Annotated in this window: 13 protein-coding genes; 8 read left to right on the forward strand and 5 right to left on the reverse strand. The window is 66.3% G+C overall.

The genetic code is table 11. The features are described from left to right. The first annotated feature begins 3 nt into the window (after positions 1-3). Positions 4-1155 carry a glycosyltransferase gene (locus B0E47_RS11650; protein WP_077514763.1) on the forward strand — a complete coding sequence of 384 codons (1152 nt, stop codon included), beginning with the start codon at positions 4-6 and terminating at the stop codon, positions 1153-1155. Between the two features lie 9 nt (positions 1156-1164). Here the strand turns inward: B0E47_RS11650 and B0E47_RS11655 are convergent, their stop codons facing one another. Both B0E47_RS11655 and B0E47_RS11660 read right to left on the reverse strand, forming a co-directional pair. After that, positions 1165-3273, reverse strand: a complete 2109-nt coding sequence (locus tag B0E47_RS11655; protein ID WP_077514440.1) for an NAD-dependent epimerase/dehydratase family protein — start codon at positions 3271-3273, stop codon at positions 1165-1167. Between the two features lie 25 nt (positions 3274-3298). After that, complete coding sequence (locus B0E47_RS11660; protein WP_168171062.1) at positions 3299-4462, reverse strand: glycosyltransferase; 1164 nt, start codon at positions 4460-4462, stop codon at positions 3299-3301. 261 nt (positions 4463-4723) lie between these two features. Between B0E47_RS11660 and B0E47_RS11665 the strand changes: the two genes are divergently transcribed. The 7 genes from B0E47_RS11665 (at position 4724) to B0E47_RS11700 (ending at position 12386) form a co-directional block, all read left to right on the forward strand. After that, positions 4724-5356 (forward strand): polysaccharide deacetylase family protein, encoded by a 633-nt coding sequence (locus B0E47_RS11665; RefSeq protein ID WP_077514442.1) that lies wholly within the window; start codon positions 4724-4726, stop codon positions 5354-5356. A 58-nt stretch (positions 5357-5414) separates the two neighbouring features. Next, positions 5415-6602, forward strand: a complete 1188-nt coding sequence (locus B0E47_RS11670) for a hypothetical protein (protein WP_077514443.1) — start codon at positions 5415-5417, stop codon at positions 6600-6602. Between the two features lie 135 nt (positions 6603-6737). Further along, positions 6738-7679 (forward strand): class I SAM-dependent methyltransferase, encoded by a 942-nt coding sequence (locus tag B0E47_RS11675; protein ID WP_077514444.1) that lies wholly within the window; start codon positions 6738-6740, stop codon positions 7677-7679. Between the two features lie 606 nt (positions 7680-8285). Then, positions 8286-9347: a glycosyltransferase family 2 protein gene (locus B0E47_RS11685; protein WP_077514446.1), complete on the forward strand. Its 1062-nt coding sequence runs from the start codon at positions 8286-8288 to the stop codon at positions 9345-9347. Further along, the gene (locus B0E47_RS11690) at positions 9344-10555 is read left to right on the forward strand and encodes a GNAT family N-acetyltransferase (protein WP_077514447.1); all 1212 of its coding nucleotides are present in this window, start codon (positions 9344-9346) and stop codon (positions 10553-10555) included. Before B0E47_RS11685 ends, B0E47_RS11690 begins: the two co-directional genes overlap by 4 nt. Next, a complete protein-coding gene (locus tag B0E47_RS11695; RefSeq protein WP_217318930.1) occupies positions 10552-11547 on the forward strand; it encodes a polysaccharide deacetylase family protein in 996 nt (331 codons plus the stop codon). Before B0E47_RS11690 ends, B0E47_RS11695 begins: the two co-directional genes overlap by 4 nt. Positions 11548-11618: 71 nt before the next feature. Continuing rightward, positions 11619-12386 carry a glycosyltransferase family 2 protein gene (locus B0E47_RS11700; protein ID WP_077514448.1) on the forward strand — a complete coding sequence of 256 codons (768 nt, stop codon included), beginning with the start codon at positions 11619-11621 and terminating at the stop codon, positions 12384-12386. A 75-nt stretch (positions 12387-12461) separates the two neighbouring features. On the opposite strand, the gene B0E47_RS11705 is transcribed toward B0E47_RS11700, so the two are convergent. From B0E47_RS11705 to B0E47_RS11715, 3 genes are read right to left on the reverse strand one after another with little or no spacing between them, the layout of a single operon-like run. After that, entirely contained in the window at positions 12462-14303 is a 1842-nt protein-coding gene (locus tag B0E47_RS11705; protein WP_174566981.1) for a hypothetical protein, read from the reverse strand. Next, entirely contained in the window at positions 14300-15292 is a 993-nt protein-coding gene (gene galE, locus B0E47_RS11710; protein ID WP_077514449.1) for a UDP-glucose 4-epimerase GalE, read from the reverse strand. Before galE ends, B0E47_RS11705 begins: the two co-directional genes overlap by 4 nt. Next, positions 15289-16020: an alpha/beta hydrolase gene (locus tag B0E47_RS11715; protein ID WP_254422911.1), complete on the reverse strand. Its 732-nt coding sequence runs from the start codon at positions 16018-16020 to the stop codon at positions 15289-15291. Before B0E47_RS11715 ends, galE begins: the two co-directional genes overlap by 4 nt. Between the last annotated feature and the right edge of the window lie 22 nt (positions 16021-16042).

Consider the following 16042-nt stretch of genomic DNA (forward strand, 5'->3'; position numbering starts at 1 on the left):
CGCTTGAAACTTCTGGTGACCACCAACCTGTTTCCGACCCCGTGGGATCCGCTGCGCGGCACGTTCAACCGACAGCAATTTGAGCGCCTCGGCCAACGCCACGAGGTGCACGTGCTGACCGCGGTGGATTTTCGCGAACGGCTGGCTGGCGTGCGCGGCCAGGTCGAGGTGGCCGGCCTGCGCCGGGATCACTTCGTCTTCGTGTTTCCGCCCGGGATCGGACGCGCGCTGCACGCCGGCTGCTGGTTTGCCTCGCTGATGCTGCAACACGGTCGCCGCCTGCGCGCGGAAAAATACGACGCGATCCTGGCCAGCTGGGCCTATCCGGATGCGGTGGCCTCCGGCTGGCTGGCGCGGTGGCTGGGCATTCCCTATGTGGTCAAGGTGCATGGCAGCGATCTGAACGTGACGGCCGAAGCCGCCTTGCGTCGTCCGCAGATCCGCTCGGCCCTGCGTCACGCCGGCGCGGTGGTGGCGGTGAGTCGCGCGCTGGCCGACAAGGCGGTGGCGATCGGCGCGGAGCCGGCGCGGGTGCACACCATTTACAACGGCGTCGACGAGCAGTTGTTCTCGCCCGGTTCGCGCGATGCGGCGCGGCAGCGCCTGGGTATCGCGGACGATCGGCCGATGCTGCTCTACGTGGGCAATCTCAAGCGGACCAAGGGCTGTGTCGATCTGCTCGAGGCTTTCCCCGCCATGTTGGCACAGCGGCCGCAGGCGACCCTGGTGTATGCCGGTGCAGGCGCGTGCCGGGCCGAGTTGCTGGCCCGCGCCGCCGCGCTGGGCTGTGCCGAGCGGGTCAGCCTGATCGGTGCCGTGTCGCATGGCCAACTGGGCGACTGGTTTCGCGCCGCCGACCTGCTGTGCCTGCCCAGCCACAACGAGGGCGTACCGAACGTGGTGCTGGAAGCGATGTCCTGCGGCACGCCGGTGGTGGCGAGCCGGGTCGGCGGGATCCCCGAAGTGCTGCCGGAGTTTGCCGGCATCCTGGTGCCCGCACGCGAACCCACCGCGCTTGCAGACGCCTTGCTGGACGCCACCGCCCGCACCTGGCAGGGCGAGCGCATCGTCGAACACGCGCGCGGTTTTCGCTGGGACGACAATATCGATCGGCTGGAGCGGATCCTGCAGACGGTGGTCGCCGAGCGCGTTTAGCCGCTGGGCTCAGGAATCGACTCCGTCCGTTTGCGTCGTCGCGGTATCGGCCGATGGTTGCCCGAACATCTGCTCGAGACCCCGTCGCAAGCCGGTGCGCGGCTCCCAGCCCAGCGCGCCGCGCGCGGCGCTGATGTCGAAGTTGGCCAGCGGGCGCAGCGAACGTACCCGGTAGCGGGTCAGCGGCACGCCGCGATGGAGCAGCTTGCCCAACAGCTCCACGCCGCTGGCGAGCAGCATGAACACGCCGGTCGGCACGCGCAGCAGCTTCAGCTCGGCGCCCAGTTTGCCCTTCACCTTCGCCAGGTAGTCGCCCTGGGTGACCACTTGTGGATCGACCAGGTTGAAGATCCGGCCCGTCGCTGCCGGCGCTTCGGCGGCCAGCAGCAGGCCGTCGACGACGTCGTCGACGTAGACGAGCGGCAGCGTCTGCTGTGCCGAACCGACCGCGATCCAGCGCCCGGCCAGCGCCAGCGTGCCGTTGGGGGTGACGCGCTCGGCCCCCGGCCCCACGATCTGGCCGGGACGCAGGATTACTGCCGGCAGCGCGCGGTCGCGGATCGCGTCGGTCACTATGCCCTCGGCAGTCAACTTGGTCTGGGTGTAGGCGCCGCGTCGCTCGGGCCAGGGCTCGAACGATGAGTTCTCGGTGATCGCCACCGCCGGATCACGGCCGGCGTGGTCAAGCACGCTGAGCGAGCTGACGTAGACCAGCCGCGCGACGGCATGCTTGAGGCAGGCCTCGACGACATTGCGCGTGCCCCAGACCGTGCCCGCCTCGAAGTCGCCCGGGCCGCCACGCATCGCTGCGCCGACGTGGTAGACAATGCGGGCGCCGTCGACCGCATGGTCGACGATGTTCGGATCGCCGAGGTCGCCCACGACGACCTGCATGCCGGGGGTCTGCGCAGCGACCGGATCGGCGCGGCGAACCAGGATGCGCACCGACTGCCCGCGCGCGCGCAGGGCGGCGACCACGGCGCGACCGAGGAAACCCGCCGCGCCCGTCACCAGTGCATCGACGGGTGCCAGCGGCGTGATGCGCGCGGCCAGCTCGTCGCGGCGTTCCCGATCCGCCTGCGCGCACACCGCTTCCATCAGGGCCACCGGCCGGCGGCCGTCCTCGGCGCTGATCGGCGGCGCCGAACCTTCGTGCAAGGCGCGCGCAAAGGCTTGCGCACCATGCTGGATGCCGGGCGAGGGCCGCAGCCGGCCGGTCGCGAAGCGCAGCACGTTCCACGGCACGCGAACAACATCACGCAAGGCGTTGGTGAACGCGTTCAGCACGATGCCGATGAACTTCGGACCGGGCAGGACGCGCTTGATCCGGCAGATCTGCAGGAAACGATCGGCCTCGATGACGCCGCGGGTGCCCTGCACGATGATCCGGTTCTGCATCGGGCGGACATTCCACGACAGCAGCAGCCGTCCGATGCCGTCGGCGCATTGCGCCCGGGCGTCCCATTCGTCGAATTTCAGATTGGTGATGCGGCTGCTGGCGCGATAGTGGACATCGAGCCGATCGATCGGCCCCAGGAACGATTCGAGCACGTACAGCCCGTGCACGCCGAGGTCGCGAAACGGATACGAGCCCTGCCTGACCATGCCGGGCAGGGGGCCGCCCGCGTACGGCGGGTAATCGGAGCTGCGCAGCACGTCGAAGGCCAGCACGTCGCCGATCCTGCCGGCCTTCGTCCATGCCAGCGCCTGCATGATCACCGGGTCGAAATGATCGGAGTGGTCGACCGACAATTGCAGACCTTTTTCGCGGGCCTTGGCGATCATGGCGTCGCACTCGGCGACCGAGTCGGCCATCGGCTTCTCGACGAAGACGTGGCAACCCATGTCGAGCGCCTGCAGCGTCAGGGCGGCGTGGCTGGAGGGCGGCGTCAGCACATACACGGCATGCGGTTGCCGGGTGCCGAGTTCGGCGAGGTCGGCGGTGACGAAGCCGATGTCGAAGGTTTTCGCCAATGCCTGCGCGGCCTTGGTGTCGAGGTCGCAGATGCCGACGAGCTCGACGAAATCGAGTCGGCGCAAGGCGGCGATGTGATAGCGCGCCACGTAGCCGGCGCCCACGATGGCAATGCGCAGCTTCCCTTCGATTCCCGCGTTCATCCTGTCCCCTGTGGTTTCCACTGATTCATGCCTGCTGTCGTTCCAGCGCTGATGATACTTCGCGCAGTACCTCGTCGACCCGGTTGTCCCAGGTCTGGTCGGCCACGGTGGCCATGCGTTCGCTCGCCGCGGCGGCCGAATCGCTGTTCAAGGCGTGCTCCAGGCCGAGCAGGAACGCCTCGCGGTTCTCCGCGATCGTGATCCAGCGCGAGAACTTGTTGATCTCGGGCTGGCTCACGCTGACCACCGGCTTGCCGGTCGCCAGATACTCGCGCAGCTTCAGCGGATTGGCGTTCTCGACCTGGCGGTTGTGGCGGTAGGGGATGATCGCGACGTCGAACGCCTTGGCCCAGCCCGGCAGATCCACGTAGGGTTGCGCGCCGACCAGCCGGACGTTGTCCAGCGCGCGCAGGCGGGACACGTCGACCGCGGCGTGGCCCACCAGCAGGAACGTCCACTGCGGGCGCTCCCGCGCCAGCCATTCGATCAACTCCAGGTCGATCCATTCGTGGATCGAGCCGAAGTAGCCCACCACCGGATGTGGCAGGTTTTGCGCCGCGGCGGGAACCGGCGTCGCCGGATCGTGCGCCTGGCCGAACAGCGCCACGTCCACGCCGTGCGGCGAGAACTTCGCGCCGGGGTGGATCGCCTGCTTGGCGGCAAGCAGGGCCGGCGGCGCCACGAACACCAGATCGGCGCGCCGGGTCAGTTCGAGGTCGCGGGAGGCGATCAGCTCGGTGTCGACGCCGGGATGGGCGGCGTAGTCGTCGATGCAGTAGTAGACGCACAATCGCTCGCCCAGTTGCTGCGCCAGGAACCCGGGATGCGGCACCGCGAACCAGGAGATCGGCTTCGCCCCCTGCAGCACGCGCATGCCGCGGCGCACCGCCCAGCGACCGAAGGCCTTGTTGAGCCACTCGACGCCCGGCACCCGGCGAAATGGCAATTGCGGCACGGTGCAATGCCAGAGGTTGGGCCTGACCGGCACCGGCGCGCGCAGCGCCGCGCGCAATTTGCGCAAGGCGCGGCGCAGGTCACGGCCGCTGGCCTGTGGCGCGCGCAGGCCGGGCGAGTCGACATACAGCAGGGGTGCGGCATGCGCCAGGCGTTCGGCCACGTGATGGCTGCTGGTGCGGTTTTCCGCATACCAGTCGTTGCCGAAATAAACCACGCCGTATCCTTTCAGCACGAATCCCCCGCCGAATCGTGGCGCCGGAGCGCAAACCAAAGGTTCATGACCGACCTGTTGCCACCAGGCTTGGCCGGCCCGAGCGGTTGCCGACGTGCGAGAATCCCACGTCGGGGAACCGAATGAAGATATTCTTTGCATTCACCATCGGGTGGCGGCAGAACAGCTACCAAGCCACCGACGACAAGGACGAATTATGCCTGCAAGTAAGGGTCTCTGCCGATTCCGGCGCGGCTTGCCCGGAACCGACGGTGGGTCGAGATGATTGGCTGGTTGAAGCGCACGCGATTGCTGCACTGGTTGCCCGACGCCGTGGTGCTCGCCGCCATGCCCCGCGGTGCCCGGAGCCTGTACCTGACCTTCGACGATGGCCCCGACCCGCATTACACGCCGGCCCTGCTGGATCTGTTGCGGCAACACCAGGTGCGCGCCACGTTCTTCCTGATCGGTGCCAAGGTCGAGGGCCACCCGCAACTGGTGCAGCGCATGCTTGCCGAAGGGCATCGCCTGGGCAATCACTCCTACAGCCATCCGAACTTCAATAGCTTGTCGCTGGCCGGCAAGATGACGGAGATCGATCGCACCGATCGGTTGCTGGAGGGCTTCGACGGCATCCGGCATCACGGCGTGCGACCGCCGAGCGGGGCGTTCTCGGTGGCGCTCACGCTGCATCTCGCGCGCCAGCGGCGCCGGCTGATGTACTGGTCGTACGACAGCCTCGACTATCAGCATCGACCGCCGGAGGAACTGGTGCAGCGCATGCGCGTGGAACCGCCACGCGCCGGCGACATCGTGCTGATGCACGACGACAGCGATTGCTGCACCCGCATGCTGGAGATCCTGCTGCCCGAGTGGCGAGCGGCCGGCCTTCGTTTCGATGCCTTGCCGACGTGAGGCGGATGCCGGGAGCGGTCGCCATCAACGTACAGCCATCTTTTGACGGAGCCTGCGAATGACCGGCCAGATCGGGATTGTCCTGCTGCTGCTCGCCCTGCTTGGCGTCGCCGCCATCACCGTGGCGATCCGCGCCCGCAACATGCAGTACTGGCTCGGCGGCTATCTGCGCCGCCGGCGGCCGCCGGCGGTCGACGGGCCGATCCACGTGATGTTCTGTTTCGTCGATCACTTCGAGCCGGCCTGGGGCAAGGTCGACCTGGCCACCCAGCGCGCCCGCGTCGATCGCTGGTGCCGCGACTATCGGGTACTGGCTTCGGCGCACCGGGACGCCGATGGTCGGCCGCCGCAGCACACGTTCTTCTATCCCGAAGAGGAATACCTGGAGGAGCACCTCGACAAGATCGCCGCGCTGTGCGCCGAGGGCTATGGCGAGATCGAGATCCACCTGCATCACGACGATGATACCGAAGACAACTTCAAGGCCACGATCAGCCGCTTCAACGCCTTGCTGCACGAGCGCCACGGCGCCCTGCCGCGCGACCCGGTCACGGGGCAGCTGCGTTTCGGCTTCATCCACGGCAACTGGAGCCTGGACAATTCGCGCGCGGACGGTCGCTGGTGCGGCATCAACAACGAGTTGATCCTGCTGCGCGAGCTGGGCTGCTACGCCGACTTCACCCTGCCGTCGGCACCCAGCGACACGCAGACGCGGATGAGCAACGCGATCTACTACGCCACCGATGATCCGCTGCGGCCCAAGTCCCACGACAGCGGCGTGCCCGTGCGCGTGGGCGGCATGGCCAGCGGCGACCTGATGATCGTGCAGGGGCCGCTCGGGCTGAACTGGCGCGAACGCAAGTTCGGCGTGATGCCGCGGATCGAGAATGCCGACGTGCGCCGGGGCTGCCCGCCGACGCCGGAGCGGGTGGATGCGTGGGTGCGCACCGGCATCCACGTCGAGGGGCGGCCGGAGTGGGTGTTCGTCAAGGTGCATACCCACGGCACCCAGGAGCGCGACATGGATACCTTGCTCGGTGACGCGGCGCGGCGCATGCACGAGCACCTGGAACGCGGCTACAACGATGGCGTGCGCCACGTGTTGCACTATGTGACGGCTCGCGAGATGTACAACATCATCAAGGCGGCCGAGGCGGGGCGTGACGGCGATCCCGATGCGTTTCGCGATTTCCTGTTGCCGCCGCCGCACAGCAAGCGTGAAGGAGCGCGGCGGCAGGACGGCTGATCCGGCGACAAGTCGAAGGTATGCTCTTTGTGCCTGCAACCCCGGTGGTCGATCCGTGCTTGCTCTGGTCGGCCGCCATCCACCCCGCCACGTAGTGGCCGGACACCGTCTTCATCCTGCAGAGGGTTGAAACACATGGACTGGCGTGCGAAAGGGCTGCTGCAAAAAGTACTCGGCTCCGTACCGGGGGGGGATTCGATCCATTACCAGCTCCAGCGGAAATTCGGCGGGCTGCGCAATTTCGATCGCGAGTTCGACATCAAGGTCGACGACTGGCGGCTGATGGCCAACCAGTTGCGGGAGGTCGGTGTGCCGATGGTGGGCGCGCGGCTGTTCGAAATCGGCAGCGGTTGGTATCCGACTTTTCCGCTGAGCTGTTTCCTGGCGGGCGCGCAGCGCGTCGTCACCGTCGACCTCAGCCGGCATCAGAGGTCGGAGTTGGTCCGCGCCTGCGCCCTCGGCCTCGGCCGGCATACGGCCTTGATCGCCGACATGGCCGGCGTGTCCGAGGCCGAGGTCTGCCGGCGCCAGCAACAACTGGTCGGCAGCCTGGCTCGCTCGGCTGACCTCGGTGTTGCCACTGAGGGCGTGGTGGTTTACCAGGCGCCGGCAGACGCGGCCGGCACGGATTTGCCGCCAGATCAAATCGACTGCGTGTTTTCCAACAGTGTGCTGGAGCATGTGGCGCCGGCAGCGATCGACGGCATTTTCCGCGAAGCCATGCGCATGCTCCGGCCGGGCGGGATCATGTTCCACTCGGTCAATTGCGGCGATCACTATGCCTATGTCGACCGCCAGATCACGCAGCTCAACTATTTGCAGTATTCGGATGCGCAGTGGAAGCGCTGGGACAACGCCTTCCTGTACCAGAACCGGCTGCGCGCCGATGCCTTCATCGAGTATGCCGAAGCGGCCGGTTTCCAGATCGTGACCCGCGTGACTTCACCTCCGGCCAAGCGTCTGCGCGAGCTGGCCGCGCTGAAAGTTGCTCCACAGTTCGCCCGGGTACCTCCGGAACGCCTGTGCATTACCTCGATCGACTTCATCGCGCGCAAGCCGGTTGCCGGCCCCGCCTGACGGCTGGTGCCATGGTCTGCCGGGCGATGCCTGTCCACGACGCGGTAGCCGGGCTGGCGTGAGGCCTGGTCAGTGCGAAAGCCGATCCATCGCGGCCGCTGACCTGCTCAAGGCCGTGCTGCGCGGGGAAGTAGAAGTCGATGGCGGCCCCAAGCAACCCACCGGCCCGGCATGAGTAGATGCGGGTGCATTCCAGCACCAATGTCGAGCGGCGGCTGGAATGGATGTTGGTCAGGCGTATGCCAGCGGCATCCAAACGTGGGACATGGACGCCTTGCCCGGAGGGTCCGCGGATGTCATGTATGCCTACCTTGAAAGCGCTTACAATGGCGGCGGCTGCTTCATGGTGCATGACCCGACCATGGAATGGCCCACAACCTCATTGAGGCGGCTGATGCGAGCAGGCGGGCGGGCGACTCCGGTGCGTTTCGTGATTGTCCGTTACTGCACCCGGGCAGTGCCCGGTTCGATACTCGCGCCACCGCCGACAGCTCGTCAGGCGCGCCTGATCCCGACGGAGCGGGAATCGGGGGGTGGCGCCGGCTGGACCAGCGAGGCAACCAGGGGCACGTGCTGGCCGCTTGACTCAGGAGTCGTCAACAATTCATGGCACTGGTGAGCGTCGTCATACCCACCTTCAATCGGGCCTACTGTCTGGCACGGACGCTGGATAGCGTGCTCGCGCAGACGCATGCCGATCTCGAGGCCCTGGTGATCGATGACGGATCCACGGACGGGACCCGTGAACTCATCCAGGCCCGCTACGCCGCCGAGCCACGGGTCAGGTATATCCAGCAGGAGAACCGCGGCGTGGCCGCGGCGCGCAACCACGGCATCCGGATGGCTCGAGGCGATTTCGTGGCGCTGCTCGATTCGGATGATATCTGGCAGCCGTGGAAGATCGAGCTGCAACTGCGTTGCATGCAACAGTACCCTGAACTCGGCATGGTCTGGACCGACATGGAGGCGATCGACCCGTCGGGTCATGTGTTCAATCGCGCCTATATCCGCACCATGTACAGCGCCTATGCCCTGTTCCCCGAGGTCGAGCTGTTCCCGGACTCCGTGCCGCTGCATTCGTTCGCACCGTCGATGGCGGGCATCGTTGGCGATGCGTCGCTGCGGATGGGCATGATCTTCTCGCAGATGATCATGGGCAATCTGGTACACACCTCCACGGTGTTGATCCGTCGCGAGCGGCTGGCGAAGGTCAAGGCGTTCGACGAAACGCTACGCTATTCCGGTGAAGACTATGATTTTCACCTCAGAACCTGCCGGTTCGGGCCGGTGGGCTTTGTCGACTTGCCGGCCATCCAGTACCAGCGCGGCATGCCCGACCGGTTGACCCGCTCCGAGTACCGCATCCATACCGCCACCAATTTCCTCAGGACGATCGCGCCGTTGATCGAGTCGGCGCGCGCCGAAATCCACCTGCCTCGACGGATGATCCATGGTGCCCTGGCCGATGCCCACGAATGGATCGGTGAACTGCAATTCGAGGCAAACGACGTAGCCGCTGCCCGGTTTCATCTCCTTTCAAGCATTCGTCATCGGTGGTTTCAGCGGCGCGCCTGGCAGCTGTTTCTGTGCTGCTACCTGCCTGCGGCGCTGCGCGGCTGGCTGCGGAAACACCGTCGACATCTGCGTCGGCCGGTGCCATCACCATGAGGCTTGGCCATGGGGCTCACGACGCTTCCGAGACGGTCGAGGGGAGCCGTCCGGACGAAGCCCCGCTCACGAAACGCATCATCGACGATGTGCGCGAGTGGGATGCCATCCGCGCCGACTGGGATCGCCTGTACCAGACGAGCCCAACCGCCTCGACGCCGCTTGATTTTGTCTGGTTGCGCAAGTGGTGGGAGGTCTACGGGCCCGTCTACGGAAGGGGCGGCTTGCGCATCATCAGCTTGTGGCGCGGGTCCCGTCTGGTGGGGGTTCTTCCCTTGTACCTCGATGTCGGGCGCGGTACATCGTTCGGTGTCCGTTGCCTTCGATTCATCTCGACCGGGGAGGCGGAGTACGAGGAGACCTGCCCGGATTACCTGAACCTGCTGCACCTGCCCGACGAGGGGGACGCATGCGCCCAGGCGGCGTGGGCGGCGGTGGCCGCCATGCAGTGGGATACGCTGGAGCTGCTGGATCTTCCGGACGACACGCCCTTGCTGCGCGCGCGCGGGGCGTTTCCCCACGACGCCGGTTTGCAGGTTCTTTCGCGCGGCGCCTGCCCGATTGCCTTCATCGGAGACGGCTTTGAGGCCTACCTGGCGCGATTGTCGTCAAAGAGTCGCATGCGTGCCCGCCAGGAGGTTCGCAAGGTCGAACGTTCCGGTGCACTGTTCGAACTGGCGAGCGCGGCGGATGCCGAGCAGTACTTCGATGATCTGATTCGCCTTCATCAGGAGCGCTGGACCGCCGAGGGGCGGCCGGGTTGTTTCGCCGCACCACGGTTCACCGAGTTTCATCGTGGCCTCGTGCGCGAGTGGGTCGCAAGCGGACGCGTGATTCTGGCCCGCCTGTCGCATCGTGCCAGCACTTTCGTGGTTCTCTATGGATTTGTGACAGGCCCGAAGTTCGACCTCTATCAGTTGGGGGTGGCGTCCGACGAGCGCGCGATCATCCACAGCCCCGGCATGGCGACGAACCTGCTGTTGATGGCGCAACTGGCCGAACGAGGGATGGATCAGTACGACTTTCTGCGTGGAACCAGCACCTTCAAGAAGTCGCTGACGACGGAACAACGTGCCCTGATTTGCCTGGCATGCGGGAGACCGACGGCACGCGCGGCGCTCGGTGAGGCGAGGCGTCTGCTGGCGCGGGCCGGCAGGAAAGTTGCCCAGCTGGTTTCGCGTGCTGTATCGCCATGGCATTCCCCATGAAAAAGGCCGTCGCGTCCCGCTTGCTTTGCCGCAGCGGCCTGCGCCGCCTGTTGCATCGAACCGCGCGTTGGTCCGGCGTGCTGACGCTCAACTACCACCGCATCGGTGATGCGCTCGATTCGAACTTCGACCGCGGCTTGTGGAGCGCCAGCGCAGATGCGTTTTCCGAACAGATCCGCTTCTGCAAGGCGCAGTTGGAAATCATCGATCCGGCCGATCTGCCACGCGTGCTCGCGGCGAAGCGCGGCCGCTACGCCATGATCACGTTTGACGACGGCTATCGCGACAACCATGCCACGGCGTTGCCCATCCTCAAGCGCGAGGGAGTCACCGCCACGTTCTTCGTCGCCACCGGTTTCATCGACGCGCCGAGGCTGCCATGGTGGGACGAGATCGCGTGGATGGTACGAACCAGCCGCCAGGATGGGCTTGAACTGCCATCGTGCTTCGATGCGCCGATCCGGTTTGATGAGCCACATCGGGAAGGGGCGGTACGCAGGCTGCTGCGCAAGTACAAGGAGATGCCGGCGGACGCCACGGCGGGTTACCTCGACGCGCTGGCGGCAGTCACCGGGACGGGGCGCTGCGGGGCCGGGGCGGGCGAGCGCCTGTGGATGACATGGGACATGTTGCGGGAAATGAAGGCGGCGGGCATGACCATCGGCGGGCACACCGTGACGCATCCGGTGCTGTCCCGCATGTCGGCGCAGGATCAGCGCCACGAGGTCCTGGAGTGCGGACGTCGGCTTGCCTGCGAGCTGGGTGAGCCGATGCGGTATTTCAGTTACCCGGTGGGCAACGCGAATGCGTTCGACCAGACCACCCGCGAGTGCCTGCGCGAGGCGGGCGTGTCCTACGCTTTCAGCTATTACGGTGGCTATCGCCGGTTCGATGCCTGGGATGACTACGATGTCCCGAGAGTGGCAATCGAGACGGAACTGGATACGGACTGGTTCCGTTCCCTCGTGACCTTGCCACAACTGTTTGGGTGAGATGGAGCGGCGATGGTGACGTATCCAGCGTGGCCGCTGCGCCCATCGCACGACAGGTCCGGAGGCCGGGCATGAGCGGGGATCTGGTCAGCGTCATCATGCCCGTGTACAACGCCAGCGCCTGGCTGCACAGGGCCGTCGACTCGGTGCTTGGGCAGAGTCACCACAACGTCGAGCTCGTCGCGGTGGATGATGGATCACGGGACGAGTCGCTGGCGATCCTGCAGGCTTTCGCACGCGCGGATGGGCGGGTCCGCGTGCATCGGCAAGCGGTAAACGGCGGCGTGGCCGCCGCGCGCAATGCGGGGCTGGCCGCCGCGCAGGGTGACTACATCGCGTTTCTCGATGCCGACGACTGGTGGCATCCGGACAAACTGGGGCGGCAACTGGCCAGCCTGCGCGCCAACGGGGCGCTGATCAGCTACGGGGACTATTGGCGGGTGGCGGAGGATGGTCGCGTGCTGAGCCGGGTCTCGCCGCCCGCGCAGCTGAGCTATCGCGACATGCTCGCCAGCAACTTCATCGGCAACCTGACTGGCATGTACGCCCGCGATCTGGGCGACGTGCCGTTTCGCCGGATCGGACACGAGGACTACGCGTTCTGGCTGGAGCAGGTTCGTCGCGCTGGCAGGGCGGTGCGCGTGGATAGTCCCGAGCCGCTGGCCTGGTATCTGGTGCGCGAGTCGTCGCTGTCGGCCAACAAGTTTCGTGCGGCAAGCTGGCAGTGGGTGATCTACCGCGAGGTGGAAAAGCTGGGCCTCTGGCGGTCGTGTCTTTGCATGCTGCGGTACGTGTGGCACGCGCTGGCCAAACGCAGGCGCTTCAGCAAGCCGGATTGACGGCGCCATGGCAACGCGAGGCGTGAGGTCAAGGTTGGCCACGGCGATGCAAGGGCGACTGGCAACTCGTTTCGCTCAGGGTTTCGCCTCACGCATGGCGCCAGCTGCGGCACCGCTACCTGCCGGCTGGCTCATCAGCCACTGCACGACCCCGGTACCCCGATTGTTCCAGTTGAAGCGTCGCAGCGTGCTGCTGCTCTTCGCGCACTCCGGGTTGTAGGACGATGCCAGGGCCTTCATGCGCCGATCCAGCGCGTGCTGGAAAGGCGCGTCGGTGCTGAAGTAGCGGGCGGCCGCCACCGGCAACGTCAACTCCACGTTGTGCGAATCGCTGTACCAGCCATCCGAGCTTTCTATGGCGACCAGCTGGGCCGTGCTCGCGTGCGCCGACGACCAGTACCAGCTGATCTGCCCGTCGGGGCCGCTGCAGGGATCGCGCCAGTCCTTGCCGACCGTATGCATCGTCTTCGCATCGTCGATCCAGCCGTAACGCTCAAGGTAGCGGCCGAAGGCCGTGATCATTACGGGTATGCGCGAATCGCCGGTGGTCAGCCAGGCATGCCACAGCCCGTCGATGATGTTCTGGGTCATCCAGGGCGAGCTGCCAAGGACATCCGTGGCGGCGTCGTACGTGTTGCCTTCGTGCATGTCCCAGCTGTTGCGCCAGGAACCGTCGTTGCCAAGGCCGTCGGGATTGTGCTGCTGGTGCTGATACAGCCAGCCCAAGCGATCGTCAATCCGTTGCAGATACTCCGGCTTGCCGGTGATCTCCCAGGCGCTGACGATCTGCAGCAGCCCCAGGCCGGTCTGCCGCTCGGTGAAGAAGCGCTGGGTGGCCCCGGTGTAAGGGCCGACCGGAATGGTCCAGCCGCCGGTATCCCAGGAGCCAACCATGCGCTGGATCAGCTCAGGATCGCTGTAGCTGTCATCGCCCATCAGGCCGAGCGCAAAAATGGTCGGTTCGATATAGACGTACTTGGGATCGCATACATTGACTTCGCCCAGCTGGAAGCCGCCGCCGCACAGCGGCCACCCCGGCGCGCCGAAGCGCCGGATGTGAGTCATGTAGAAGCGGTAGCTCTCGACAGCCGCTGCGAGGTAGTCGGCGCGACCCGTGCGTACATACTGCTGGAACAGCGTGGTGGGTCGATCGAACAACCATGCCGAACCGTCGGTCACCGGCAGCTTCCTGGCCCAGGCGAACTGGGTTTCGAAGTAACGATCGTATGGCCCCGGCGGTGCGGCAGGCTGTTGTGGGCCGGCAATCATGGATGCCGACATCCATTGCGGCGTGAGCGTCGCCAGTACGCCAGGCACGCGCACGCCATCGGTACCAGCTACCAAACCGTCAGCGTAGGGCCAGCCTTGCGCGGACGGCGCTGGAACGAGATGGTTGCTGGGGGTGATGCTGAAGCGCAACAAGCCTTGCTTGCCCTCGAGGGCGACGTGGAACTGCGCGCGTACCGCGCGGATGCCGCCATCGTTGAAATGCCACAGCAGGGTTGAGTCGATATGGGCCGGTATGGGCCTGCCCTCGGCATCCTCGATGCGAACCTGCCGGGCATCGTGCAGCGCGCCGGGTGGGAAGGGGATTCCGACAGTCACTGCGACACGCTCGCCGACGGCGCCGTTGCGATGCAATTCGATGACCTGCCAATCGGGGTGGCTGTCGGCGGCGCTTGCGTCCGCGCGCGCCAATCGGGCGATCGGTGGCGACGCAGTCGCGTGGGACGTTGATCGCTGGTCCGACGAGCGTGGCGCCGAGGAGGAAGAGCCGACAGTGGCCGTTGGGGGGGCACCAGTCGCGTCACCGCCGTGCGTGGCCGTCGCTGGCGCCGCGATGACCAGCGCGGTCAGCGCCAGCGCGTTGCGTATCCGGCGCCCGATGCCGTGAGCCATGAGAGCCGTGTTCGTCATCTGGCGTGCTCCCGTGTTGCCAGCTGGCGCTCCCACGCCAGCGCGGTGCGCACGATGAATTCCAGGTCGTCGTGGCGCGGGCTCCAGCCCAGGCGCTGGCGCAGGCGATCGGCGCGCGCGATCAGCATCGGCGGATCGCCGGCGCGGCGTGGCTGTTCGGTAACGTTCAGGGTGCGACCGCTGATACGCTGCACGGCGTCGATCACCTCTCGCACGCTGTAACCGTGGCCGTAGCCGCAGTTGAGAGTGAGCGATTCGCCGTCGGCGCGCAGGTGGTCCAGCGCGCGCAGGTGCGCGGAGGCCAGATCCTCGACGTGGATGTAGTCACGGATACCGGTGCCGTCCGGAGTGTCGTAGTCGGTGCCGAAGATCGCCAGGCCAGGGCGCTTGCCGACCGCATGCTCGCAGGCGACCTTGAGCAGCAGGGTGGCGTTGGGCGTGGACTGGCCGATTCGCCCCTGCGGGTCGCAGCCGGCGACGTTGAAGTAGCGCAGGATCACGTACTGCATGGCACCGGCGGCACCCAGATCGCGCAGCATCATCTCGGACATCAGCTTGGAGCTGCCATACGGGTTGATCGGCTGCAGCGGCGTGTCCTCGTCGGCGATGCCGCTGGCGGGCGTGCCGTAGACCGCGGCGGTGGAAGAAAAGATGAAGCGGTGCACGCCGGCGTCGACGCAGCAAGCGAGCAGGTTGCGCGTGTTGCAAGTGTTGTTGCCGTAGTACTTCAAGGGGTCGCGCACCGACTCCGGTACCACCGTATGCGCGGCGAAGTGCATTACCGCATCCACCTTGTGCTCGCCGAGCACGCGCGAAACCAACGCTTGGTCGCCGACGTTGCCGACCACCAGTTCGGCGCCGCGCACGGCGTCGGCGAAACCGCTGATCAGGTTGTCCAGCACCACCACCCGCTCGCCGCGCTCGCTCAGTTGCTGGACGACATGGCTGCCGATGTAGCCGGCGCCGCCGGTGACCAGGATCGTGTTCATGCCGTGCTCCCGTCGGAGGTCGGAAAATTGCGTTGCAGCCAGCCTTCGACCTCCTGCAGGAGGCGTTGGCGATCGACCTGCAGGGCGTAGGTGTGGTCGGTGCCTTCAAACTGGCACGCGCTGATTTCAGGTCGGCTGGCCAAGCGACCGAAGCATTCGCGGAACTGGCGCGGATGATTGAAATAGCGGGTGACCCCGCCGCTGTAGATGAAGTGCAGCCTGAGGCCGCGATCGAGCATGTCGGTCAGCTCGCGCCGCACTTGATCCCGCGGTGGAAAACTGACTGCAAACACGTCGTCGCCACGCTGGTTAGCGGCAGCTTGCAGCTTGCGGCTGATGAATCGGTGCCAGAGCGCCGCGCTATGCAGCCGCGGCAGATAGTGACGCAGGTGGAAGCCGAGCGTCCGGTACGCATAACCGTCGAGGAAGATCGCGCCGGCCACGCGGGGCTCGTCGACGGCCACAATATGGGCATTCTGCGCGCCGGAGCACAAGCCGAGCAGCACGAAGCGGGTGCAGCCGGCGTGACTTGCCAGCAAGCTCATGGCATCGGCGACGTCGGCGCGAATCTGCTGCGCCCGCGACTGCGATTCGTTGCTGGCTCCGCTATCGCCGAGTGTGGACAGATCGAAGCGCAGCGTCGGGTAGCCGCAGGCATTGAGGCGTCGGGTGATCTCCACGTGCAGCCGGAATGGTCCGACTCGGTACACCATGCCGGCGTTCAGCACGATGATGCCGACCGATCCGGTC

The sequence above is a fragment of the Rhodanobacter sp. B05 genome (assembly GCF_002001085.1).
Classification (GTDB): domain Bacteria; phylum Pseudomonadota; class Gammaproteobacteria; order Xanthomonadales; family Rhodanobacteraceae; genus Rhodanobacter.